Below are 26,854 nucleotides of genomic sequence, written 5' to 3'. Positions count from 1 at the left end.
ATCGAGGCGGTGCGATGTACTTCTTCAATCCCCGAACCACACTTTCTTCACTCCACACCCAGCACACCAGCCGGGGGTGGTTGTGATGAGCACCGAGAATCCGAACAACGAGGTCAGTGCCCGAGAGTCTGCACCGAGAACACTCCCGGCCGGCGCTTTCCCGTTGTCTGCGGTGCAGCGGAGCATGTGGTTCGCGCAGCAGCTTCATCCGAGCGTTCCGTACTTCGTCGCGCAGTACATCGAGGTCCATGGCGATCTGGATATCGGCTTGTTGTCTCGATCTGCGGTGACGGCGGCGCATGAGTTCGAATCGCCGTTCCTGCGGTTGATGTACCCGGACGGGGAACCGTGCCAGATAGTCGACCCCACGATCGATGCAACCGTCGACTACTTCGATTTCCGTAACCATGAGGATCCCCGCGCAGCTGCGTCGGAGTGGATGGACAACGACCACGCGACCACCCTCGATCTGACCCGGGATCGGCTGGTCGAGATGACGATCCTGCAAACGGGGGATCGAGATTACCTGTGGTACACACGAATTCACCATGTGGCGCTCGACGGCTACAGCGGCATGACCATCGTCAACCGGATCGCGGCGCTCTACACGGCTGAACTCGAAGGCCGTGAACCCGCCGTCAACAAGGCCCTTGATCTGGCGAAGCTCTCCGAATTGGACCAGACGTACCGTGCGTCGAGTCGTTTCGATGCGGACCGCGAGTACTGGGCGGAGCGGGTTTCCGGCGTGGAACACGGTTCGACGCTTTCGGATCGGGAAGCGCCACCTCAAGCCCACTCGCAGGTGGTGACCGGGGAGCTTTCGGAGGAGTCGCTAGGCTCCTTGGACGAGTGGAGTTCACGTTCGGGCGCCACGTCGGCGGCAGTATTGATCGCGGCGTTGGCCTGCTATTTGTCGCGTCGTACAGGTTACGCAGATGTACTGATCAATTTGCCGGTGTCGGCGAGAACTACTGCGCCGTTGCAGCGGTCCGGCGGCATGTTGGTGAACGTCGCACCCCTGCACATCGAGGTGCGACCCGGAGACAGCGTCGACGATCTGGTGGGGCGGGTGCAGTTGGAACTGCTCGGCGCTCTGCGACATCAACGATGCAGCCTCGAGGACATTCGACGTGACGCCGGATTGTCCGCCGAGGACACACGCTTGTCCGGCCCGATGATGAACGTGATGCTTTTCCGTCAGGAAATCACGCTGGGTTCGATGACCGGCGAGTACCACATCGTGACGTCGGGTCCGGTCGAGGATCTGCTGGTCAACATCTATCAGAGCGGTACTCCGGTCAAGACGCTGATCGAGTTCCGAGCCAATCCCGATCGCTACACCCGGGAGGAACTCGACGAGCATCAGGCCGATTTCTCGGAGTTGGTCCGTGAACTGATTGCAGCGGGCCCCGGAACGCCGCTCGACGAGGTGCATCGCCCCAGCGCCAAGGCCGGCGAGCAGATCACGAGGGACCGTGAACTCGAAGCGTTCTGGGCTTACGAGTTGATGGACGCTCCCGAAGGCGCCTCGGTAGTCCTCGATCGTCCCCGGACATCGGAGGTGCGGGCAGATTTCGGCACCGTGCGGGGGACTATGTCGCCGGAGGTCTACGACCGTGTCGTGGCAATGACCCGCAGTGCCGAGACCACGGTCTTCAGCGTCGTCCACGCCGCGCTGGCGGTCATGCTCTCGCACATCACGAACACGGACGACATCGTGCTCGGCGCCCGGTTCCGATCGGACTCGCAGTTGGTGCCGGTGCGCATCACGATCACCCCGGATCGGCCCTTCACGGATCTGTTGAATGCTGTTGCCGACCATGACGACGAGATCCGCCGACATGTCAGCCCTGACGCCGTGGATGCGGCAGAAATTCATGTAGCCCTGAACGAGGGAAGCCCCGACGTCAGACGCGACGACTTCAGTCCGGCAATCGACATCAGTCTGGAAATCGACGTCGTGGAACAAGAAGGAACGCTGACTTTCGTGGTCGCGTTCGACCAGAGCGTTCTCGACGAACAGTCCGCTCACCTGGTGTGCACGCGGATCCAGCGAATACTGGCCGGCGCACTCGATTCCCCCGACACCGCCGTCGGTGACCTGCAGATTCTCGACGGCACGGAATTCGAACACCTGCGCTCGGTGTCCGGCTCACCCGCGTCGGAAACTCAAACACTTGATCAGATTCTGTGTACCGCAGCGGAATTGAATCCGGACGCCGATGCGATTGTTCTCGGCGACCGGATTCTGACCTACCGTGAACTCGACGGCCGATCGAACGCCCTGGCCCGGGAACTGATCACGCGCGGCGTCGGACCGGGCACGTACGTGGCACTTGCACTGACACGTTCGATGGAATCGGTGATCTCGACCTGGGCTGTGGCAAAGGCCGGCGGCGCATTCCTGCCCGTCGATCCCAACTATCCACCCGGCCGTATCGAGCACATGCTCACTGATTCCGGGACACGCATCGGGATCTGCCTTCCTGGCGCCGCAGACAGTTGGGGCGTTGACGCCTTGTGGCTGGCACCGGGAGACCAGCAGCATTCGACTGAGCCCCTCGACGACACCGACCGCATCAGGCCGCTGAGAATCGACGACCCTGCCTATCTGATTTACACCTCGGGTTCCACCGGTCTACCCAAGGGCGTCGTGGTCACTCATCGCGGGTTGAGCAGTTTCGCGGACGAGCAGAGGATCAGGTTCGGCGTTACACCGGATTCACGGAGCTTGCACTTCTCGTCCCCGAGCTTCGACGCGTCAGTTCTGGAGCTACTCCTTGCCTTCGGCGCCGGCGCCACCATGGTGATCGCGCCGCCCACGGTGTACGGCGGGGAGGAACTGGCGGAAGTCCTACGCGACGGGAGGGTGACGCACGCCTTCATCACTCCGGCAGCTCTCGCGACGGTTGATCCGGACCACCTGCCACTCCTGCGGGTAATCGTGACCGGCGGCGACGCATGCTCGCCGACGCTCGTCGAGCAGTGGGCGGGGCACCGGTTGATGTTCAACGCCTACGGGCCCACCGAGACGACAGTGGTTGCCACGTTGTCGAGACCGCTCCACAGGGACGTTCCGGTCACGATCGGAGTGCCGATGCGGGGAGCGTCGGCAATGGTGCTGGATTCTCGGCTCCATCCCGTCCTGGTGGGTGTCGCCGGGGAACTGTATGTCAGTGGCGTCGGCCTGGCCCGCGGCTATCACGGACGCGCCGCCACGACGGCACTGCGCTTCGTGCCTGCGGCGAACGGCTTGCCGGGGGAGCGGATGTACCGGACGGGCGATCTGGCTCGCTGGACCCGCGACGGCGAGTTGGAATACCTGGGCCGCAGTGATTTCCAGATCAAGATCCGCGGTTTCCGTGTCGAACTCGGTGAGATCGACGAAGTGGTGCGTCGGCATCCGAGCGTCGACGAGGCAGTGACCGTCGGAGTGACCGGCAACAGCGGCGAGACGCTGCTGGCGTCGTACGTCACGACTGCGCCCGGGATGCGTGTCGACGTATCCGAGTTGACGGCGCACGCGGCGGCATTCCTGGCGCCGCACATGGTTCCCTCACGCATCGTCGTGCTGGACACGATTCCCCTGACTCCGGCCGGCAAGATCGACCGGAACTCCCTGCCGTCCATCGACACCGAAGCAGGCGCTCGCGAGTACCGCGCCCCCGAAAGCTCCACCGAAAAGCGTATTTCCGCCGTGTACTGCGATCTCCTCGGAATCACCCGCGCCGGCGCCGACGACAGCTTCTTCGAACTCGGCGGCGACTCACTGGTTGCGACGCGAGTCGTGGCCCGCGTGAACGGCGCTCTGGGCACTTCGCTCAGTGTGCTCGACCTGTTCGAGGCCCCGACGGTCTCCGCATTGGCTGTGCGCGCTGACAATTCCGACTCGCGTGAAGTCCAGCTGCCGGCATTGACGAGGATTCCACGACCCGATCCGATTGCGGCGTCGTTGGCACAACAGCGGATGTGGTTGATCAACCAACTCGATCCGGCGTCGCCGGCGTACAACATTCCGATCGCGGTGCGAATGACGGGTGATCTTGATTTCTCGGCACTCGAGATTGCACTGCGCGATGTCGTCATCCGGCACGAGTCGCTGCGCACAGTGTTCCCGGCGTCCGCGAACGGACCTGTTCAGCACGTTCTCGACGTGGACGATGTGGCATCCGAACTCACTGTCGAGGTGTGCACGGCCGGTGCGGTGCGTGCCCGCGCCGACGAAGTCGCACGCGCCGGGTTCGACGTCACGTCCGCTCCGCCGGTACGGATGGTTCTGTTGGAAGTGTCCGATCAGGATCACGTGTTGGTGCTGGTCGTGCACCACATTGCCGGCGACGGATTGTCGATGGCCCCGCTGGCCCGTGACGTGATGGTCGCGTACACCGCCCGGGTATCGGGGCGCGTTCCGGCGTGGCTACCGCTCGAGGTCCAGTACGGCGACTTCAGCGAGTGGCAGCGGCGTGCGCTCGGTGATGCGGCGACACCGGATTCGATCCTCGGCTCACAATTGCGTTTCTGGACGAATGAACTCGATGCCCGCGACGAACTACCGGAACTTCCGATGGATCATCCGCGGCCGGCGCAAGGCGCTCAGCGCGCCCATGACCTCGATTTCACGATCGACACACCGACGTATCAGCGGATAGCAGCAATCGCTGCCGATCACGACGCCAGCGTGTTCATGGTGGTCCACGCCGCTCTGGCGGTACTCCTCTCCCGAGAATGCGGGGGAAACGACGTCATCATCGGCACGCCGGTCGCGGGTCGCAGTGAACGTGCACTCGACGACGTCGTCGGCATGTTCGTGAACACGCTCGCGCTGCGAACTGTCATCGACGGCGAAGCGAGTTTCGAGGACACCGTCTCGCGTACTCGCACGGCGGATGTGGCGGCGTTGCGGCACAGCGACATTCCCTACGACGTCCTGGTTGACGCCCTGGAGAGTGATTCACCGCTGTTCCAGGTCATGCTGGTCATGCAAGGTGCCCCGCCGACGGAGGTGCTGCTGCCGTCGCTGAACGTCGAGGTGGAAGAACTATCCACCGGTGCAGCTAAATTCGATCTTCAGGTGATCATCACCGAGCAGTCCGATCACCTCGACGGCCGATTGACGTACGCCAGTGATCTGTTCGATTCCGACACCATGTCGGGGTTGGCGGACCGGTTCGTTTCCCTGCTGGACGAAGTGAGTGCACACCCGGACTCCGTGGTCGGCGACATCGATCTGTGTGCGCCGGGCGAGCGGGCTCTGGTGCTCGAGCGGTGGAACGCAACACACCGGGACCTGGGCGAACACACTCTCGACGATCTGGTTCGCACTCAGGTAGCGCGGACACCTCAGGCGCCGGCTCTACAGTTCGGCGACACCGTTCTGACCTACGCACAATTCGACAATCAGGTGAACGCGCTCGCTCGAACGTTGATCTCGCGCGGCGTCGGCCCTGATCAGCGCGTCGCAGTAGCTCTACCGCGCTCGCTGGAACTGCTGGTCGCCATTCATGCGGTCATTCGCGGCGGCGGCGCGTACGTCCCGGTCGATCCGGATCATCCGGCCGAGCGGATCGGATACGTCTTCTCCGTAGCCGACCCCGTGTGTGTCCTCGCGATGGCCGGTAGCCACGGACACCTGCCGACGGATGTCGAGATCATCGATGTCGACCTGGCGGAGGAGGAGACTACACAACCGATCACCGACGCTGATCGGATTTCACCGCTCCGGCCCGACAACACCGCCTACGTCCTCTTCACCTCCGGTTCGACCGGACGCCCGAAAGGTGTTGCAGTATCGCACCGTTCGATTGTCAATCGTCTGCGGTGGATGCAGGGAACCTACTCCCTCGAAGCGTCCGACGTCGTACTTCAGAAAACGCCGATCACCTTCGACGTGTCGGTGTGGGAGTTGTTCTGGCCCCTGAACGCCGGCGCCCGATTGGTGATCGCCGCACCGGACGGTCACCGCGACCCGGCATATCTGTCCGCTCTGATCGCCGAGCGCGCAGTAACCACAGCCCACTTCGTTCCGTCGATGCTCGCGGAGTTCGTTGCCGCGACGTCGCGGGGCGCGTGCGCGAGCCTGCGCCAGGTGTTCAGCAGTGGTGAAGCTCTACCGTCGGCAACTGCCCATGACTTCACCCGCATCAGCAATGCATGCCTCTACAACCTGTACGGACCCACCGAAGCGGCCGTGGACGTGACCGCGGCCGAGTTCCTGCACCAACCCGGCGCGTCGGTTCCGATCGGTGCCCCGGTCTGGAACACACAGGTATACGTGCTGGACTCGCGCCTGCACCCGGTTCCCGTCGGGATTCACGGCGAGTTGTACCTGGCCGGCGTGCAGTTGTCCCGCGGATACTTCGGGCGAAGCGATCTCACCGCCGACAGATTTGTTGCCGATCCTTTCACCGCGACAGGTCCGACGCGGATGTACCGCACCGGCGACATCGTGCGCTGGCGCGCCGACGGCCAACTCGACTACATCGGTCGACGCGATTTCCAGGTCAAGATTCGTGGTCTGCGGATCGAACTGCCCGAGGTGGAAGCCGCGATGCTGCGCGCGCCCGGCGTCATTGCGGCAGCAACACGCGTGCACCACGACGCCACACTCGGCGATTCACTGGTGGGGTATGTGATCGGGGCGAAGGGGGAGACACTCGATCACGACGAGATCCGACGTGTTCTCCGCTCGGAACTTCCCGCGTACATGGTGCCGCCCGTGATCATCGAGATGGATGCCTTCCCGTTGGGTTCCACCGGAAAGCTCGATCGACCGGCCTTGCCGGCCCCCTCGTTCGGCGGCTCTCGCACCTATCTGGCACCGAGCACACCCGTCGAATCGCAGTTGGCGCACGTCCTCGAGGATCTGTTGGGCATCGACGCGCTCAGTGTGGACGACAATTTCTTCGAGCGAGGCGGCAATAGCCTGATCGCGGCGCGCGCGATCGCCCGCATCAATGAGTCTCTCGCACTCAACCTTTCGATCCGCGACCTCTTCGATGCGCCGACGGTCACCGAACTGGCCGCGGTCTGCGAGAGCTCCCACACCCTGGCGGCCGGCGTTCCGCTCGAATCGATGCCCCGCCCCGGCCGAATCCCGTTGTCACTGGCGCAGAAGCGAATGTGGTTCATCAACCAGTTCGACACCACCTCCTCCGCGTACAACGTTGCCATCGCGATCCGGTTGCGCGGCGCACTCGATCGCAGCGCGATGGAGAGCGCGATCGGCGACGTTCTGACGCGGCACGAGTCGCTGCGCACACAATTCCCGATGATCGACGGAATTCCGGCCCAGGTCGTTGTCGAACCCCAGGACGCGCTGTCGAGCCTTCCGCTCTCACTCGCCGGAGCCGACGAAGTCTCGGACCGGATAACCCAGTTGACGGAGCGAGGATTCGACGTCACGAGCGCGCCGCCACTGCGAGCGGAACTGATCCGGGTCTCCGAACGCGAGCACGTCCTCGTCGTGGTGGTTCATCACATTTGCGCCGACGGTTTCTCGATGGCGCCGCTGGCCCGAGGCATCATGTCCGCGTACTCCGCCCGTACCCGCGGAAATGCGCCCGATTGGGATCCGCTGCCCGTTCAGTACGCAGACTTCGCGCTGTGGCAGCAGCGGGCGCTCGGGGAGATCACCGACGGAGCGAGCGTGCTGTCCGGTCAACTCGACTACTGGAGCGCACGACTGGCGGGGCTCCCCGAACTGTTGCAACTTCCGGTGGACCATCCGCGCCCCCGGGTGCAGGATCTGTCCGGTGCCGTGGTGCCGTTCGAGATCTCGGCCGAGGTTCACCGGCGGCTGATCATGGCCGCGCAGGACAATCGAAGCAGCCTCTTCATGGCAGCGCACGCCATGTTCGCGCTCCTGCTCTCACGGCTGTCCGGGATGGACGACATTGCGATCGGTTCACCGATCGCCGGGCGCGGTGACGCACTGCTCGACCGCATGGTCGGCATGTTCGTCGGAACCTTGGTGCTGCGCACCGGACTCGACCCGGCACGTTCGTTCGCCGAAGTGCTCACCCAGGTGCGCGGCGTCGACCTCGATGCTTTCGGCAACGCCGACATTCCGTTCGAACGGATCGTGGACGCAGTGGCGCCCGAACGGTCCACATCACACTCTCCGCTGTTCCAGGCGATGCTGGAGTTCAAGAACACCGAGACTCCGACGCTGAGTTTCGAGGGCCTGGACGTCGATGTTCTCGATCTGGCGACAGTGGTCTCCAACTTCGACCTCCAATTGACGCTCGCCGAGAAATTCGACGAACGCGGTGAACCAGCCGGAATCGACGCCGGTTTCACCTACGCCACCGCACTGTTCGACCGTTCCAGCGTCGAACGCTTCGCGCAGTACCTGATCCGCATCGCGGAGGCGGTCACACAATCCCCGCATTCGCCGGTCGGTGACATCGAGTTGGTGGAGCGCACCGAAAATGCGCCCAGCGGAAACGTCCCGGAACCTGCGCTGCTGCACCACATCCTCGAAGCGAATTACCGCAGCGATTCCGTCGCCCTCGTCTTCGGTGACACCGAGATCACGTTCGAAAATCTCGATCGCCAAGCCAATCAGCTTGCGCGAGTACTCATCTCGCGTGGGGCCGGGCCGGAAACGGTTGTCGCGCTGGCCTTGCCGCGATCCGTGGAATCGGTCGTGGCAATCTGGGCGCTCGCGCGCACCGGTGCCGCGTTCGTTCCCGTCGACCCGGCGTATCCCGCGGATCGCATTCGGCACATGATCATCGATTCCGGTGCCCGCACCGTGTTGACCGTCGCCACCCACGAGGACGCGATTCCGGACGGCGTCAGCACCCTCGTGCTCGATTCGCTGGATGTCCGCGCAGAATGCGCCGCCACGTCCGGCGGTGCGATTGACGAGCGCGAACTTCACGCTCCACGTTCCCTCGACCACCCGGCCTACGTCATCTACACCTCCGGTTCGACGGGACTCCCCAAGGGCGTCATGGTCACCCACCGCGGGTTGGCGGCGCTCGCCGAGCAGGAACGCACCACCTTCGGTGTCACCGCACGTTCACGGACCTTGCACTTCAGCTCACCGAGCTTCGACGCATCCATCCTGGAACTGCTGATGGCGGTGAGCGGCGGCGCCGCGATGGTGATCGCACCACCGACCATCCTCGGCGGCGACGAACTCACGGCATTGCTGCGCGATCAACACGTCACGCACGCCTTCATCACCCCGGCGGCACTGTCGACGGTGAACGCGAGCAGTCTCGACGAACTCGAAGCCGTCGGAACCGGCGGCGACGTGTGCCCACCGGAACTCGTCGCCGCGTGGGTCCGCCCGGGCCGCATCTTGATCAACGCGTACGGACCCACGGAATCGACCGTCGTCGCGAGTATCACCCGGCCGTTGGCTCCGGCGCGCACTGTCACGATCGGCCACCCCTCACTCGGAATTGCCTGCTCCGTCCTTGATGCCCGATTGCATCCGGTACCGATCGGAGTGGCGGGGGAGTTGTACGTGAGCGGCGACGGTGTGGCACGCGGGTACCGAAACCGGGCCGCGACCACCGCCGAACGTTTTGTCGCCGACCCCGCCGGAATTTCCGGCTCGCGCTTGTACCGCACCGGCGACCTCGTCCGCTGGAACACCTCCGGTGAACTCGAATACCTGGGCCGCAGTGACTTCCAGGTCAAGATCCGCGGATTCCGCATCGAACTCGGCGAAATCGAGGCGGCACTCGCCCAGTGCCCCGGTGTGGCGCACTCCGTCGCAACCACCTTCACCCGCGACAACGGGCCCGCCCGCATCGTCGGCTACGTCGTGCCGTCCGACCCTGCGGCGGCGCCGCTGGACCCCAGCGACATCATCGCGGTGGTCACCTCACACCTCGCGCCGCACATGGTCCCGTCGGCGATCGTGATCCTCGACGAACTGCCCCGCACGTCCAACGGCAAGCTTGATCGCCGAGCACTCCCACAACCCGACTTCGCCGCCCAACACCCACGCTCCCGCAGTGCGGAAACCGAACTGGAAACGACCTTGGCGGCGTTGTTCTCCGACGTCCTGGCCGTGGACACCGTCGGCGTGGACGATTCCTTCTTCGCACTCGGCGGAGATTCGATCATGTCGATCCAACTTGTTGCGCGTGCCCGCAGTGCCGGATTGGTGTTCTCCCCCCGTGATGTGTTCGAAGCCAAAACCGTTGCGGGGCTGGCGACGGTCATCGAACTCGACGAAGGCTCCGCGCAGGTCGTGCTGGACGAGCTCGAAGGCGGCGACATCGGCGCCATGCCGCTGCTCCCGGTGGCCCAGTGGTGGCTCAGCAGGTTCGGCGACACCGTGAGAGACAATCCAGCCGGCCTCGACTCGTTCTCCCAAGCCACCGCCCTCAATGCGCCGGCCGACCTTCACTCCATCGAACAACTCACAGCGGCACTGCAAGTTGTTCTCGACCGGCACGGCGCCCTGCGCGCGCGGCTCGAACTGACCCCGACTCGGCAGCTGATCGTCGGCGACGTCGGCAGCATCGACGCCGCCCATGTCTGCCGGCAAGTGCGGGTGAACGCCGAACCGGGAACCGGGGACTTCGATGCCGCCATCGCGGACGCACTCAACGACGCCCGTGACGCACTGGACCCGCGAAACGCGTCGATGGTCCGCGTGGCCTGGTTGGTGGGCCCCTCGGGTGCCGGTCGCCTACTCCTGGTGATCCACCACCTCGCGGTGGACGGTGTTTCCTGGCGCGTGCTGGTACCGGAACTCGCCACGGCGTTCCATCAGCTCGACGCCGGTCTCATCCCCGTCGTAACAGACACCTCTGCTGTAACAGCCGCTACTGCCGAGACATCGTTGCGGCGGTGGAGTACGGCACTCACCGAGATCGCGCCCACTCGCCGCGGCGAAATCGGCCTGTGGCGATCCATGCTCACCGGCGCCGATCCGCAGATCGGTGCACGTGCGCTCGATCCGCGCCGCGATACTGCGTCGACGCAGGCCCGAGTGTCGGTGGATGTGTCCCCGGACGTGTCCGAGACTGTGCTGACCGCTCTGCCCGCCTTGTACCGGGGATCAGTCAACGACGGACTGCTGGCCGCCCTGGCCCTGGCGCTGACGCAGTGGCGTTCCTCGCGGGGAGTGCGCACCAATGACGTGCTCGTTTCGATGGAGGGTCACGGCCGCGAGGCTCACGTTGTTCCCGGCGCCGATATCGTGCACACGCTCGGGTGGTTCACCACGGTGTTCCCGGTACGGGTCGACCTTTCCGTGGTTGACGTCGGTGCTGTCATGGCCGGGAGCGGAAACGCCGGCACCCTCCTCAAGTCCGTGAAGGAACTGCTCCGCAGCGTTCCGGACAGCGGCATCGGTTACGGCCTGCTTCGATACCTCGACGATGAAGGGCAGCAGCAACTTTCGGATCTTCAGGCGCCGCAGGTTTCGTTCAACTACCTCGGTCGCTTCGGCGGCAGGGACGCAGATCAGGACACGACGGGCGATTGGGCGTTGACATCCGACATCGATCTCGAGGCGTCCGCACGCGGATCGGACATGCCGCTCGCCTCGGTCCTCGACGTCAATGCCGTGGTCACCGATATCGACGGGCGTCCACATCTGAGTGCCACGTGGGGATATCCGTCGGAGATGCTCGAGGAAAGCGATGTCCGCGAAATCGCTGATCTGTGGGTGAGCGCCCTCGGAGTGCTCGCCGAGCACGCCGAGCACGCCGAACAGGGCGGTTTCACCCCGTCGGACCTCAACCTCGTGCACCTCAGTCAAAGCGCGATCGAACGCTTCGAGGAGCAGATCCCCGATCTCGCCGACATCTGGTCACTCTCGCCGTTGCAATCGGGATTGTTGTTCCATGCGCGGTACGCCGAGCACACAGTCGACGCGTACACCGTCCAGTTGACCCTCGAACTCGACGGCGTCGACCCCGCTCGACTTCACCGCGCCGCGCAGGCACTCCTGGACCGCCACGAGAACCTCCGGACGTCGTTTGTCACGGACGACGACGGCAATTCCGTGCAAATAGTGCATAGCGATGCCGTCGTGCCGTGGACCGAGATCGATATCTCCCCACTGCCCGCCGGTGATCAGCAAGCGGAACTGCAGGACCTCATGCGGGCGGATCGCATCCGCGGATTCGACATGGCCACTGCGCCTCTGCTCCGGTTCCTGCTCCTGCGCACCGGCGACGACACCTACCGGCTGATCCTGACCAACCATCACATCCTCCTCGACGGTTGGTCCATGCCGTTGCTGGTGCGCGACCTGCTCACGCTGTACGCGACGGATTCCGATACCAGTGCACTCTCACGCGTGCACCCGTACCGGGCGTACCTCGACTGGCTCTCGCACCGGGACACCGAAACTGCACTGCGCGCCTGGTCGCAGGCATTGGACGGACTCGACGAGCCGACCATGCTCACGGAAGCACGTTCCGTCGGAGAACTGTCCGCCACCTCACGGTCGACGCTGATCTCGCTCGACGAACACCACACACAGGCACTACGCGAGTTCATCCGCTCCCGCGGACTGACCATGGCGTCGCTCGTTCAGGTCGGCTGGGGAATTGTGCTGGCGGATCTGATGGGCCGCGACGACGTCGTCTTCGGTGGGACTGTCTCCGGGCGTCCACATCAGGTGGCCGGTGTCGAGTCGATGATCGGCCTGTTCATCAACACCGTGCCCATCCGCGTTCGGCTGGACGCGCAAGAATCGTTGGCCGACTTGTGTGTTCGAGTCCAAGACGAGCAGAGCGCGTTGCTCGACCATCATTACGTCGGGCTGCCCGACATCTCGACCGCGGTGGGCGCCGCTGCCACCTTCGACACGTTGACGGTGTTCGAGTCGTATCCGGTGGATCGGACGGGACTGTCTGCCGGCACCGATATTGCCGGAATGCACGTCCTCGACGTTCATGACGCCGAAGACGCCGCGCATTACCCCCTGGCTGTTATCGCCTCCACCGCCGACGGACAGTTCCGGCTCAAGTTCGAATACTTCCCCGGCGTCCTCGCCGACCGAGACGTCGACTCCATCGCACATCGGCTGATGCGGACCGTCGAACTGATTGCCGCCCGTCCCGAAACACCGTTGGCGCACCTCTCGCTGATGCCCGAGCGTGAAGTGCGGGAGCTGGTTCCCGCCCGCGGCCGGCCGGGAGGATCGTCGCGCACTCTCGGCCAGATCCTCACCGACACCGCCGCGCGGTTCCCGGAGCGGATCGCCCTTTCCGCCGGGGATCACCGGCTCACCTATGCCGAGCTCGACGAACGGTCCGATCAACTCGCACACGTCCTCATCGCCGACGGTGTCCGGCCCGAGGATCGTCTGGCCATCGGTATCAGTCGATCCGTCGAATCCGTCGTCGCGATGTGGGCGATAACCAAGACCGGCGCCGCGTTTGTACCCGTCGATCCCACGTACCCGCGCGAGCGCATCACATTCATGCTCGACGACTGCGACGCACGCGTCGGCCTGACCACCGCCGAGTTCGCCGCGAACCTGCCCGCCGGTATCAGGTGGATCGTCCTCGACGATGTCTCCGTCGCACCATCTCGCGGTCCAGTTCTGATCCCGACTGGCTTGGGCAACGCCGCCTACGTCATCTACACCTCCGGATCCACCGGGCAACCGAAGGGCGTTGTCGTCACGCACTCCGGACTGGAAAACTTTGCCGACGCACAACGCGAGATCTACGGGGTGGACGAACACTCCCGGACCGTTGCACTCTCCTCTCCGAGTTTCGACGCTTCCGTCCTGGAATACCTCTTGGCGTTCCCGAACGGCGGAACGATGGTTCTGGTCCCGACAACCGTGTACGGCGGGACGGAACTCGCCACCGTGCTCCGCGACAACGCCGTCACCCACGGCTTCTTCACTCCCGCCGTCCTCAACTCGGTAGACCCGAGCGGAATCGACTCGCTGACATCGGTCATCGTCGGCGGTGAAGCCTGCCCCCCGGAACTACTCCGCACCTGGGCACCCGGCCGATCCTTCTTCAACCTGTACGGACCCACCGAAACCACCATCGGCGCCAACATCAGCGACCCGATCCCGGCCGACGGCGTCGTGGTGCTGGGTGGACCGATTCGCGGAGTCCGCGAAGTAGTCCTGGACCGCAGGCTCCAACCCGTATCCGTGGGCGTACCGGGGGAGTTGTACATCGCCGGCGCCGGGCTTGCCCGCAACTACCATCGGCGCAGCGCCCTGACCAGCGCACGGTTTGTCGCAGATCCGTACGGAGACCCCGGCGACCGGATGTACCGTACCGGCGACGTGGTGCGCTGGCGCAGCGACCACACCATCGAGTATCTGGGCCGTAGCGACTTCCAGGTCAAGATCCGCGGATTCCGGATCGAACTCGGGGAAATCGACACCGCCCTTGCCTCGATGCCCGGAGTCGAGTTCGCCATCACCGTGGCTGTGGCGGGTCCGGCCGAACACACCGCACTCGCGTCGTACGTCCTGATCGGCAACGACGTATCCGTGACCGTCGACGAGATCACAGCGCACGCCCGTGGGCAGTTGCCCGCACACATGGTGCCGGCGAGTGTCATGATTCTCGACGAACTGCCGTTGACCGGAACCGGAAAAATTGACCGAGCAGCACTTCCGGAACCCCAGTTCGATACTGCTGCAACAGAATTCATAGCACCCACCACGGAATTCGAACGATTGGTAGCGGCCGCCTTCGAAGAGGTGCTCGAAACAGGTCCGATCGGCATCTCCACCCACTTCTTCGACGCCGGCGGAAACTCCCTGACCGCGACTCGCGTCGTCGCCCGGGTCAACTCTGCCCTCGGTACGGACATCGGCGTGCGCGCGCTGTTCGATTCCCCCACAGTGCGGGCACTGGCCCATCACGTCGAGACCACAGACCCCGACCGCGCGCCGCGCCCACCGTTGACCCGACGCGAGTACCCCGAACCGATTCCGGTCTCGGTCGCCCAGAAGCGGATGTGGTTCCTCAACCAGTTCGACGTCACCTCACCGGCCTACAACATTCCGCTCGCCGTCCGGCTGACCGGGCACCTCGATCGGGACGCTCTGGCCGGTGCCATCGGAGATGTCCTCGCCCGACACGAAAGCCTGCGCACAGTGTTCCCGTCCATCGACGGAACCCCCACGCAGCGCATACTCGCCGTCGCCGACGTCGTGCTCAACCTCGATCCCGAGCATGTCGAGGAACGGGAACTGATCAACCGGATCCTGGAGTTCGGATCTGACGGCTTCGACGTCTCACAATCGGTTCCGCTTCGCAGTGCAGTCTTCGAACTGGCTCCGGACCAACACGTCCTCGTGATCGTTGCTCACCACATCATCGCCGACGGCTTCTCCATGAACCCCCTCGCCATCGACGTCGCCACCGCCTACGCAGCCCGCAGCGCCGGCGCAGCACCGACGTGGGCGGAGCTACCGATCCAGTACGCAGACTTCACACTGTGGCAGCTCGAACATCTCGGCAGCGAGGACGACGACAACTCGGAAATCACGCGGCAACTCGCGTACTGGACGCGTCAACTCGCGGACTTGCCCGAACCGATCGCGCTCCCCACTTCATTTGCCCGGCCGGCTCAGCAGTCGATGAGGGGGGCCGTCGCATCATTCGACATCCCCGCGAGCACGCACCGACTCCTCGCCGACGTCGCCCGTCGACACGGTGTCACCATGTTCATGGTCATGCACAGCGCGTTGGCGGCCCTCGCGGCACGCTTGTCCGGGACCGACGACATCGTCATCGGCACACCCATCGCCGGACGAGGTGAAGCCGAGCTGGACCACCTCGTCGGCATGTTCGTGAACACACTGGTCCTGCGAACTCAACTTGCCCCGGACTCGTCATTCGCAGATCTCCTCGATCAGGTACGCGAGGTGGATCTCGGGGCCTTCCATCACGCCGATCTACCCTTCGAGCGACTGGTCGACGCCCTCCATCCCGACCGCTCGACGTCGCAGACTCCGCTGTTCCAGGTACTCCTCGAATTCCGCAACAATGTGGAGCCGACGCTCGACCTTCCGGGTCTGACCGTCTCCGGAGTGGAGATCGATCTACCCGTCGCCAAATTCGATCTGCAACTCTCCGTCACCGAACACTACGGCGAACGCGGTGAACCCGACGGAATTGCTGCTGAATTCATTTATGCCCGTGACCTTTTCGACGCCGAACTTATGGCGACCTACGCACGCCGATTTACTTCACTGCTCACCGCCGCGGCGCAGGAGCCGACCGTCGCACTCGGCGACATCGAGATCCTCGACGATGCGGAGCGCCGCGCTGTCCTGACCGAGTGGAATGCACCGGGATACGCCGAACTCACCGGCACCGAAACCATCTCGAGCCGCTTCTCCTCGATGGTGGCCGACCACGGCGCGGCAACCGCGCTCGGCGACGAACACACCTCCATCACCTACGCAGAACTCGACGCCCGCGCCAACCGTCTGGCCCGATTGCTCATCGCCCAGGGCATCGGTCCCGAGTCCGTCGTCGCCGTGGCACTGCCGCGCACCGTCGACCTGGTGATCGGACTGCTCGCCGTCATCAAGAGCGGCGCCGCGTATCTACCGATCGACGTCACCTATCCGGCCGAGAGGATGCGGTTCCTCTTCGACGACGCCGCGCCGCGATGCTTGATGACCACCGGCGAATTCCGGGGCATGCTGCCCGCCGAGGTAGTCGATTCGGCCTACTCCGTCATCGAACTGGGATCAGGTGAGACCGCGGAACAGCTCAATCACCTTTCTCCGTCCCCGATCACCGACGTCGATCGCCTGTCACCGCTGCACCCCGAGTCGATCGCGTACATCATCTACACCTCGGGATCGACGGGTCAGCCCAAGGGTGTGCTCGTCAGCCATCGCAACGTCCTGACCCTGATGGACAATGCGTCGCCGACATTCGAGTTCGATCACACCGACGTATGGACGATGTTCCACTCCTACGCCTTCGACTTCTCCGTCTGGGAACTGTGGGGACCACTCCTGCACGGCGGCCGCCTTGTTGTCGTCGACTACTACACCACCCGATCACCGGACATGTTCGACGAACTGCTACGCCGCGAACGCGTCACCGTCCTCAACCAGACCCCGACCGCGTTCTACCAACTGGCCGAAGCCGATCGCGCACACCGTACGAGCGACCAAGAATCCGATCTGGCCCTGCGTTACGTCATCTTCGGCGGCGAAGCCCTCGACCTCGGCCAACTCCGCAAGTGGTACAGCCGACGGGCCACTGCGTCGCAGCAGATCGATACTGCCGGGTCGCCGCAGTTGGTCAACATGTACGGCATTACCGAAACAACCGTCCACGTCTCTCGCATCGCACTCACCCGCGACGACGCGGATCACGCCTCCGCCAGCATCATCGGCCGCGGCCTGCCCGGAATGAACGTCTACGTCCTCGACCAGCGGCTACGCCTCGTGCCGCCCGGTGTCGTCGGCGAAATGTACGTTGCGGGTGATCAGGTCACCCGCGGCTACCTCGGGCGGCCGGCATTGACCTCTACGCGGTTCCTACCTGATCCTTTCGGTGGTTCGGGGGATCGAATGTATCGAAGTGGGGACCTGGCGAAGTGGAACGGCGCAGGGCAGCTGGAGTATCTAGGTCGCAGCGATTTCCAGGTGAAGGTGCGCGGTTTCCGCATCGAACTCGGTGAAATCGAAGCGTCCATGCTCCGCTGCCCTGGCGTCGCGCAATCGGTAGCGATGGTGCGAAGTGACGGAGGCTCGAGTGAGCGGATAGTCGGGTACGTGGTGGCCGAAGCGGGCACTACGATCGATTCCGCCTCGGTGATCAACTCCGTCTCCGCAGAGTTGGCGTCGTACATGGTTCCGACGGTCATCGTCGTACTCGACGCGTTGCCGTTGACCGTCAACGGAAAGCTTGATCGCCGTGCTCTGCCGGCACCGGATTTCGCAGTCCTCGCCACGAGCTCGGAGTCCAGCCGAAGTCCTTCCAGCGCAGCGGAATCCGTGCTCGCAGATCTGTTCGCCGACGTTCTCGGTTTGCTCAGTGTCGGCATCGACGATTCGTTCTTCGGGCTCGGCGGCGATTCCATCATGTCGATCCAGTTGGTTTCCCGAGCCAAGGAAGCGGGGCTGACGTTCACTCCTCGCGACGTGTTCGAAGCCAAGACCGTCGCCGGTCTGGCGCGTGTCGCTTCGCTCGAACCCACCGATACGGTGCCGACGCTCGAAGAACTCCCCGGCGGCGGAATCGGAAGTCTGCCGCTCACCCCGATCATGGAATGGCTGCTGCAACGAAGCGGCGGTGATCTCGAACTGATCCGCAGCTACAGCCAAAGCGCACTGTTGTCATTGCCGCGGCACGTCGTCGGGAGTGCGCTCGAACAGGCCCTGCAATCGCTACTCGATCACCACGACGTACTACGCAGCCGCCTCGACGTCGGAGAGCGAAGCGAACCGGGTGACGTTGACGGAACGCATCGACTGATCGTCGCCGAACCGGGCAGTATCCGCGCCGAAGAGATCGTTCAGCGCGTCGAAATCACTTCCGAAAGCGGACCCGACTTCCTCGAGGCCGCAGAACGTGCGATGCGCGAAGCGTCGGGACGGCTCGATCCGACAAACGGCGTCATGATCGCAGCCGTCTGGCTCGACCCCGTCGGAGGCCGCGAGCACGGCCGGTTGCTGCTCGTCATTCATCACCTCGCTGTGGACGGGGTGTCCTGGCGGATCCTCGTGCCCGATCTTGCGGTCGCCTACGGCGCCGCGCTCGAGAACACGCCGGCCCCATTGCCCGTCTCGGGGACTTCGGTGCGCCGGTGGTCCACCGGACTGGCAGAACACGCACCCACCCGGCGCACTGAACTGGCACTGTGGAAGAACACCGCAGGTAAGGACGCCTTGCTCGGTGCACGGCCCCTCGACCCCGCCGTTGACGTCGGATCCACAGTCGACCGGATCACCGTGGATATTCCGACGGCAGTCACCGACGCAATCCTGACCGCTGTCCCACGCACATTCGGGGGATCCGTGAACGACGGACTCCTGGCTGCCCTCGCACTGGCCGTAACGGGATGGCGCCAGTCGCACGGCAAACGAGGCACCGACGTCCTGATCAACCTCGAAGGCCACGGCCGTGAAGAAGACGCCGTGCCGGGCGCAGATCTTTCGCGCACCGTCGGTTGGTTCACCACCATCTTCCCGGTGCGGCTGGATCTGGCCGGGATCAGCGTGATCGACGCATTGTCCGGCGGCGATGCCATCGCGTCGGCCGTGAAGTCCGTGAAGGAGACACTGCTCGCGATTCCGGACAACGGCATCGGCTTCGGAATGTCGAAATACCTCGACCAGTCGGCGCCCCTGCACGCGCTGACCACACCGCAGATCTCCTTCAACTACCTCGGCCGCTTTACCGGCGCCGACGCGGGAGCCGGGGAAGTACCGTGGTTGCCGGTTCCCGGCGTCACGCTCGACGAAGTCCACAGCGGCGACCTGCCGGCAGCGTCGGTCCTCGACATCAACACCGTCACCACCGACACCGCAGCCGGACCCGTCCTACGCAGCACCTGGTCATACCCTCGCGGCATCCTGACCTCCCACGACGCGTCGGAACTTGCCGAACTGTGGACTCTGGCCTTGACCGCTCTCGCCGAGTACACCGCAGGCGCCGACCGCCGCGAACTCACACCGTCGGATCTCGACCTCGTGAGCCTCGACCAACCCGCGATCGAACACCTCTCCCGTAGGTTCCCCGATCTGACCGATGTCTGGTCACTCTCGCCCCTGCAATCGGGATTGCTGTTCCACGCCCGATTCGACGACACCGGTATCGACCCCTACATGGTGCAGCTGACCCTCGAACTGGGTGGTCGGATCGAGCCGGATCGGATGCGACGCGCCGCGCAGGCACTGCTGGATCGACACCCCAGCCTGCGAGCCGGGTTCATCGCGGCGCCAGGGGGACGGGCACTGCAGGTCATTCGGTCCGCCGTCGACGTTCCGTGGACCGAGATGGACCTTTCCGGCATGGGAGCTGCGGAACAAGAATCCGCCTGGACGCGGATACTCGAAGACGACCGCACACTGCGTTTCGATATGGAAACAGCACCGCTCGTCAGATTCATGCTGGCCAGAACCGGACCGGACTCCGCCCGATTGGTCATCACCAACCATCACATCCTCCTCGACGGCTGGTCGACGCCCCTGGTCCTGCGTGACCTACTCACGCTCTACGCCACCGACGGCGATCCCGAAATCCTCCCGCGCGCCCCGCACTACCGCGACTACCTGAGCTGGCTCAGCGGACAAGACGCCGAAGCGTCCCTCACCGCCTGGCGGGAGACCCTGCGCGGCATCGACACACCGACACTGCTCGCGCCCACTACTGACGACGCCGAACGAGTGAGCGAAGTCGTCTCCGTCAGTCTGCCGTCGGACCGCACGGACGCACTGCGCTCCTTCGTCCGCTCACACGGACTGACGATGCCCACAGTCGTCCAGGTCGCCTGGGGAATTGTGCTGGGGGAGTTGCTCGGCCGCGACGACGTCGTCTTCGGCGGCACAGTCTCCGGACGCCCACCCCAAGTTGCGGGTGTCGAGTCGATGGTCGGACTGTTCATCAACACCGTTCCCGTTCGGATTCAGCTCAATGCCCGAGAATCGCTGGCCGAGTTGTGCATTCGAATCCAGGGCGAACAGGCAGACGTACTGGACCACCACTACGTCGGACTCGCCGACATCTCTGCCGCTGTAGGCCCCGCCGCATCCTTCGACACGTTGACAGTCTTCGAGTCGTACCCTGTCGATCGCGCCGGACTCTCCGCCGGCACCGACATCGCGGGTATGCACGTCATGGGGATCGACGGACGAGACTCCGCGCACTACCCCCTGGCCGTCGTCGCCTCCGAACAAGACACCCTCGACATCAAGATGGAGTACCAACCGGCCCAGTTCAGCGAACGCGAAGCTGTGACCATCGCCGAACGCATCCTCATTGCCATCGAACACATCACTGCAACACCCGACGAACCACTGGCCACAGTGTCGATCCTGACCGAATTCGAAACCCGGGACCTCGTCCCCGTCTTCGGTGCCCCCGGCCGCTCGGCCCGAACCCTTCCCGAAATCTTCGCCGACGTCGCCGCAACATTCCCGGATCGAATCGCACTGTCCGCGCCGGACCGATCAGCACTGTCCGCGCCGGACCGATCCACGCTGTCCGCCGGCACCAGCACTCTCACCTATTTCGATTTGGACCGACGTTCCAACCAAATGGCGAGGGAGCTCGTCAAACGAGGCGCCGGCCCCGAAACTTCCGTCGCCATCGGCATTGCCCGCTCGATCGAATCCGTACTCGCCGTCTGGGCTGTCACCAAAACCGGAGCAGCCTTCGTACCCATCGACCCCACCTACCCGGCCGACCGCATCGAACACATGCTCACCGACTCGAACGTGCTCTTCGGACTCACCGTCAGCGACGCTGTCGACTCACTGCCGAACACCGCATCCTGGGTCGTCATCGACGAAGAACCCTTCGATCGGGACGTATCCATCGCCTGCACCCTCCCCATTCGCCAAGACGAACGCCTCGGCGCACTCGAGATGAGCAACGCCGCCTACATCGTCTACACCTCCGGATCGACCGGAAAGCCGAAGGGTGTCGTCGTCACCCACGCGGGCCTCGACAGCTTCGCACTCGACCAGCAACGACGCTTCCACGCCGACCACACCTCTCGCACACTGCACTTCGCCACCCCCAGCTTCGACGGCGCGATCTTCGAGTACCTCCAAGCGTTCGGTGTGGGCGCCACGATGGTCCTCGTACCGACCGATGTCTACGGCGGCACCGAACTCGCAAACCTCATCAAAGCGGAACACGTCACCCACGCCTTCATCACCACCGCAGCCCTCGCGACGGTCAGCCCCGTCGGCCTCGACGAATTCCGGCACGTCGTCGTCGGAGGAGAAGCCTGCCCACCTGACCTCGTCACCCGCTGGGCACCCGGCCGCGAACTGGCCAACGCCTACGGACCCACCGAAACCACCGTCATGGCCGACATCAGCGCCCCCATGACCGTCGGCGCACCGATCACCATCGGTGGACCCATCCGCGGAGTCAGCGAACTCGTCCTCGACACCCGATTGCAGCCCGTACCCGTCGGCGCCCACGGCGAGCTCTACATCGCCGGCGTCGGACTCGCCCGCGGATACCACCGCCGCGCGCCCCTGACCAGCGAACGGTTTGTCGCCAACCCCTACGGCAAGCCCGGCGACCGTATGTACCGCACCGGAGACATCGTCCGCTGGCGCAGCGACCACACCATCGAATACGTCGGACGCAGCGACTTCCAGATCAAGGTCCGCGGATTCCGCATCGAACTGGGGGAGATCGACGCCGCAATCACCACCATCGACGGCGTCACCAACTCCGTCACCCTCGGTGTCGAAGGACCCGGCGGAAGCATCGTGCTGGCCTCGTACCTGACCACAGCGGACGGCTCCGACCTCAGCCCCGCAGCCGTCGTCTCACACCTGTCCGGCCGGTTGCCCACGCACATGGTGCCCACCAGCATCACCATCGTCGACGAACTACCGCGCAACGCCGTCGGCAAAATCGACCGCCACGCGCTGCCCGCGCCGGACTTCACCGCAACAGCCCCCGAATTCCGGGCACCACGCACACCCTTGGAACGCCAAATCGCAGACGTCTTCGCCGAAATCCTCGACGTCGACAAGATCGGCATCGACGACAACTTCTTCGACCGCGGCGGCAACTCCCTGATCGCCACCCGCGTCGTCTCGCGGCTCAACACGGCACTCGAACTGGACCTCGGAGTGCGAACACTCTTCGAATCACCCACAACAGCGGAACTCGCGGAGCAACTCACCGCAGCACCCACAACCAGCATCCACGTACCCCTCACCCGAGCAGAACGCACCGGAAATATTCCACTCTCACTCGCACAGAAACGGATGTGGTTCCTCAACCAATTCGACACCAGCTCAGCGGCATACAACATTCCGTTTGCCGTCCGCCTCACCGGTGACCTCGACGTCGACGCCATGAAAGCCGCCATCGTCGACGTCGTCGGCCGACACGAAAGCCTGCGAACGGTATTCCCGACCGTCAACGGTGAACCAGTACAGCGCGTCCTGACCGTCGACGATGCCCTGCCCACGATCAGTACCGTTCCCGTCACCGACTCCGAACTGCTCCCACGCATGACCGCCCTCGCGCAGGAAGGGTTCGACGTCGCCAACGAACTTCCACTACGGGTGTCCCTGTACCAACTCGAGACCCCACCGGAACAGACAGAGACCCACGTGTTGTTCGTCGTCGTCCACCACATCTGCGCTGACGGCGCATCCATGGCGCCACTCGCACGCGACGTCATGATCGCCTACCTGTCCCGCACCGCCGGCACCCCGCCCGCGTGGGAACCGCTACCGGTCCAGTACGCAGACTTCACCCTGTGGCAACAACACGTCCTCGGCTCCGAAACAGATCCGACGTCGATCATCAGCAGTCAACTGCACTACTGGAGCGAACAACTCGCCGGACTCGACGACGTCATCGCACTACCCACCGATCACCCACGCCCACTCCAACAAACCTTCCACGGCGACCGCTTCGACTTCCGAATCGACGCCGACACACACCGAGCACTCACCGCAGTGACCCGTGAACAGGGCGTCACCATGTTCATGGCACTGCACGGCGCGCTCGCCGTCCTACTCGCCAAGCTCTCCGGCGCCGACGAAGTCAGCATCGGCACCCCCATCGCCGGCCGCGGCAAAGAAGAAGTCGAGAACCTCGTCGGAATGTTCGTCAACACGCTTGTCCTACGCACCGCCGTCGACCCGGATCAGACATTCACCGACCTACTGCGGGGGATACGAGAGACGGACCTCGCCGCCTACCAGCACGCTGACCTGCCGTTCGAACGGCTCGTCGACGTCATCAACCCCACCAGGTCCACCTCGTACTCACCGCTCTTCCAAGTGGCACTCGAACTGCAGAACAACGAAAAAGTCGTACTCGAACTGCCCGGCCTGACCGTCGAAGCTGTGGGAACCGACTCCAAAACCGCCAAGGAAGACCTCGAACTCGTCGTCAGTGAATCCTTCGACGCCGACGGACAGCCGGACGGAATATCAGCAGCGTTCATCTACGCCGTGGACCTCTTCGAACCCGGCACCATCGAAGAGTTCTCGCAGCGCCTGCGTCTGATCCTCGAATCCGTCGGGGCCGACACCGACCTCCAACTCGCTGACATCGACATCCTCGGCACCGAGGAGTCCGCCGCACTCGTCCCAGCACTGGGGGAGCGCGCAACCCAAGCACGGACCTGGCCTCAAATCCTCGCCGCCTCCGTCGAACTCAATCCGAGCGGCCAGGCAGTGTCCAGCCAAGACTGGAACCTGACCTACGAGGAACTCGACACCGAATCGACACGACTCGCACATCTGCTGCTCGCTCGCGGAATCGGACCGGAAAACTTTGTAGCACTAGGCCTTCCGCGATCAGCCTGGGAAGTAATCGCAATCTGGGCCGTCACCAAAACCGGCGCCGCATTCCTACCCGTCGACCCCAACTATCCCGAAGACCGCATCGTGCACATGCTCGACGACTCCGGAGCCGTCCTCGGACTGACCGTCACCTCCCGGCGAGACCTACTACCCGACAGCATCGACTGGATCGTGTTGGACTCAGAACGCTCGCGGCACACTCTCGACAACCAGGACACCACACCCATCACTGACGCCGAACGCACATCCCCACTACACCTCGAACACCCCGCCTATCTCATCTACACCTCCGGATCGACCGGCAAACCGAAGGGCGTCATCGTCACACACCTCGGCCTGTCCAACCTCAACGCCGAAGAACACCAACGATTCAACGTCAAGACATCCTCACGCATCTCCCACCTCGCATCACCGAGCTTCGACGCCTCCGTCTTCGAACTCATGATGGCCTTCGGTAGCGGAGCCTGCCTGGTCATCATTCCGCCGGCCGTCTTCGGCGGATCCGAACTCGCCGACATCTTCGCCGACGAACACGTCTCCCACGCCTTCATCACACCCACCGCGCTGAGCTCCATCGAAAGCTCCGCACTACCCGAACTGCGCGTCCTCGCAGTCGGCGGTGAAGCCTGCACACCCGAACTCGTCGACATCTGGGGACGCGACCGCCGCATGTTCAACGGCTACGGACCCACCGAATCCACCATCCAAGCCAGCGTCAGCACACCCATGAGGCCAGGGGAGAACATCAACATCGGACACCCCGCCATCGGATTCGCAGACCTCGTCCTCGACGCACACCTACGCCCCGTACCCGTCGGCGTCATCGGCGAGCTCTACATCACCGGCCCCGGCCTTGCCCGCGGCTACCACCAACGCCCTGGCCTCACGTCGGACCGATTCATCGCCGACCCGTACGGCCAACCCGGCCGCCGCATGTACCGCACCGGCGACCTCGTCCGCTGGCGCGCCGACCACACCCTCGAATACATGGGGCGCAGCGACTTCCAGATCAAGGTTCGCGGATTCCGCATCGAACTCGGTGAAATCGACTCCGTCCTCACCGCTCACCCGTCAGTCGGCTTCGCCGCGACCCTCGGCCAACAATCACCGGCCGGCGACACCGTACTCGTCGCCTACGTACAACCCGTCGAAGGCCACACCGTCGCGGAAGCCGAACTCAGACACCACCTCTCCGCGCGCCTACCCGCACACATGGTGCCCGCCGCCATCATCGTCGTCGACAAGATCCCGATGACACCCGTCGGAAAACTCGATCGCCGGGCACTTCCGTCACCGGACTTCGAACACCGAACCGTGCCCTACGCGCCGCCCACCACGCACACCGAACGCATCGTCACCGACATCTTCGCCTCCGTACTGGGCCACGACACCGTCGGCATCGACGACAACTTCTTCGATCTCGGCGGCAACTCCATAGTCGCCACCCGCATCACCGCCGAACTCGACAAGCGAATCGGCCGACGCGTACGACTGCAATCGATCTTCCTCGACCCCACACCCGCCGGAGTCGCCCGCGCAGCCGACCTGATCGAACACGAGAACCAGCGGACGGACATCTCCGCCGTACTCGCCCCCGTCATCACGCTGCGCGCCGACGGAACACAGCCGCCACTGTTCTTCATCCACCCCGGCATCGGATTGTCGTGGGGATACTCAGGGTTCGTCAGCCACATCGACGCCGGCCGGCCCATATACGGACTCCAGTTGCCCTCGCTCAGCGGCGGACCCACCTTCGACACACTCACAGAACTGGCGAAGAACTACGCCGACCGCATCCTGGAACTCGCACCCGACGGTCCCATCCACCTCGTCGGCTGGTCACTCGGCGGCGTCATCGCACACGCCATAGCCCACGAACTCGAGACGCGAGCCGTACCGGTAGCCACCGTCGCGATCCTCGACAGCTACCCGGCAAGCAGTGACGACCAACCGGAAGAACTCTCGGTCACCGAACTCATTGCAGGACTGGGACTTCCGCCCGACGAAACCGAGATCGAAACATTCGCCGACGCCGCGGCCCTCCTCGAACGCACACTAGGCCCCGGTACCGGAGTCGAAGCGCAGCACCTCGAACGCATCAGCGCCGGATACTCACACTCCGTCGCACTCACCAACGCACACCGACCGACGCGTTACGACGGAGACATCACGTTCTTCGTCGCCAGGCAATCCGCCGACAACGGCCACGACGTCACCGAATGGCGCGAATTTGTCGGCGGCGACGTCGCAGTCGACGACGTGGACTGCCGGCACAACCAGATGATCGAACCCGGACCGATTGCCCACGTCGCCGCAGCGATCAAGCGCCACCTGCTCGCGGAAGATGTCTGAAACCAGTCCCACCGGGGTATGAGACAACAGGTAGGTACCGGCAGGCAC

Annotated in this window: 1 protein-coding gene; it reads left to right on the top strand. The window is 64.2% G+C overall.

Annotated features, from left to right (window positions below):
- The first annotated feature begins 85 nt into the window (after window positions 1-85).
- A complete protein-coding gene (locus BDB13_RS18700) occupies window positions 86-26,806 on the top strand; it encodes a non-ribosomal peptide synthetase (RefSeq protein WP_094275021.1) in 26,721 nt (8,906 codons plus the stop codon).
- Window positions 26,807-26,854: the final 48 nt, after the last annotated feature.

The organism is Rhodococcus sp. OK302 (genome assembly GCF_002245895.1).
In the GTDB taxonomy this organism is placed as follows: domain Bacteria; phylum Actinomycetota; class Actinomycetes; order Mycobacteriales; family Mycobacteriaceae; genus Rhodococcus_F.
Note: the sequence above shows the minus strand (reverse complement) of the source record. Positions and strands in the feature narration are given on the sequence as shown.

What these genes read in the sequence shown, in the direction of transcription:
- BDB13_RS18700 (WP_094275021.1), top strand. Translation starts at nt 86, where the DNA reads ATGAGCACCGAGAATCCGAACAACGAGGTCAGTGCCCGAGAGTCTGCA.